Source organism: Mycobacterium sp. (genome assembly GCF_049280035.1).
Classification (GTDB): domain Bacteria; phylum Actinomycetota; class Actinomycetes; order Mycobacteriales; family Mycobacteriaceae; genus Mycobacterium.
The window spans coordinates 1-1626 of record NZ_JBAPPI010000386.1; the positions used below are offsets into that span (position 1 = coordinate 1).

General features: G+C 62.2%; 2 protein-coding genes. One reads left to right on the top strand and one right to left on the bottom strand.

The window, feature by feature from the left end; translation table 11 throughout:
- Window positions 1–247: 247 nt before the first annotated feature.
- A complete protein-coding gene (locus WAN71_RS12950; RefSeq protein ID WP_422225714.1) occupies window positions 248–1141 on the top strand; it encodes an SPFH domain-containing protein in 894 nt (297 codons plus the stop codon).
- 52 nt (window positions 1142–1193) lie between these two features.
- Here WAN71_RS12950 and WAN71_RS12955 read toward each other — a convergent pair whose 3' ends face one another.
- On the bottom strand, window positions 1194–1436 hold the full coding sequence (locus WAN71_RS12955; protein ID WP_422225715.1) for a DUF1918 domain-containing protein: 243 nt from the start codon (window positions 1434–1436) through the stop codon (window positions 1194–1196).
- Window positions 1437–1626: the final 190 nt, after the last annotated feature.

Genomic DNA, 1626 nt, shown 5'->3' on the forward strand with positions numbered 1-1626 from the left:
CCTCACTAGGTCGCCGACCGTTCTGACACATAGTCGTAAATCATGCCATCAGGCAACCGCACAACCCTGAACAAAGCTGCGCGCCGTTCGATCAAGTACCCGAAACAATTCTTCGCACCTGGCGCTTCGAGCACGTCTCGAGTGATCGGCCCATACTGGAGGGGTGTCGGCGTTTCATCGGCTGTAAGCCGCCCGCAGTCGCCGAAAAGTACCGACAGGTCTTGCCGAGGCGGACGTGGAGGACATCATGATCATCTTGTACGCACTGGCCGCAGCGTTAGGCCTTGGTGCGCTCTGGCTGGGCACAAGCGTTCGGGTCGTCAAGCAATTCGAACGAGGCGTCGTCTTTCGTTTCGGACGTGTGCAAACCGGTATCCGTGGACCGGGGCTCACGCCGCTGATTCCGATCGCCGATCGCCTCGAGAAGGTGAATATGCAGATCATCACGATGCCGGTGCCCGCACAGGACGGCATCACCCGCGACAACGTGACCGTGCGGGTGGATGCGGTCATCTATTTCAGTGTCGCGGATCCAGTGCGCGTGGTTGTCGGCGTACAGGACTATGTGTCCGCTATTGGCCAGGTCGCGCAGACATCGCTGCGTTCGATCATCGGCAAAAGCGACCTGGACGACCTACTCTGCAACCGCGAGGGTCTCAATCAGGGCCTGGAGTTGATGATCGACAACCCCGCGCTGGGCTGGGGTGTTCATATCGACCGCGTGGAAATCAAGGATGTAGTACTTCCGGATTCGATGAAGCGGTCGATCGCGCGCCAAGCCGAGGCGGAGCGTGAGCGGCGGGCTCGGGTGATCACCGCAGACGGCGAACTGCAGGCGTCTGAAAAACTCGCCCAAGCGGCCGAGACGATGGCCGCGCACCCGGCTGCGCTTCAGTTGCGGCTCTTGGAAACCGTGGTCGAGGTCGCGGCGGAGAAGAACTCCACCCTGGTGCTTCCCTTCCCCGTCGAACTGCTGCGGTTCTTGGAACGAGCAACACCGGAAGCATCCGGGAGCCCTGACGACGAAGCCGCTACGCCCTCGACCTCGGCCGCGGTGTCGAAGAGCGAGATGCCGAAGCTGGACCCGCCACAGATCCCGGACGACGCCAGCGGTCTGGAAGTCGACACACGCACACGCTGACTCTCGTCGAATTACTCTCTGGCCCAACAAATCTCACGGAACCGCTGGGTGGCTATGTCGCGGCGTGGCCGGCCCGCGCAGCAGCGCGTCGTGAGGCTTCTGTGTGCTCGGCGGCGCTGACAACCACCGCGTCAGACCCGGGGTACACCGTCGCCTCGTGCCCGGTCATCTGCCAACGCACCACGTATGGCGGAGAGCCGTCTTGAGAGCGCACCTCGATGATCTCAGCATGCTGATCATGCCGTTCGGTGGTTGTGCCCTTGACCACGAGGTAGTCGCCGACCTTCGCCTTCATCGCGCGCTCCGTTCTCGTCCTGGTGGGACCCCGGCCCCTCCATCCTGCGCGCGTTCGTCACTTAACGGAAGCGCGATTAACTGCTGCAGCTTTCCGGCGTTGCAGACCGCCTAGAGCCTGCGAGTGACTTAAGGCTCAGCCGAGACGGTCGGGGTCGACCACTTTTAAGTCTGTTAGGCGTGGCCAAGCT

What these genes read in the sequence shown, in the direction of transcription:
- WAN71_RS12955 (WP_422225715.1), bottom strand. Translation starts at nt 1,436, where the DNA reads ATGAAGGCGAAGGTCGGCGACTACCTCGTGGTCAAGGGCACAACCACC.
- WAN71_RS12950 (WP_422225714.1), top strand. Translation starts at nt 248, where the DNA reads ATGATCATCTTGTACGCACTGGCCGCAGCGTTAGGCCTTGGTGCGCTC.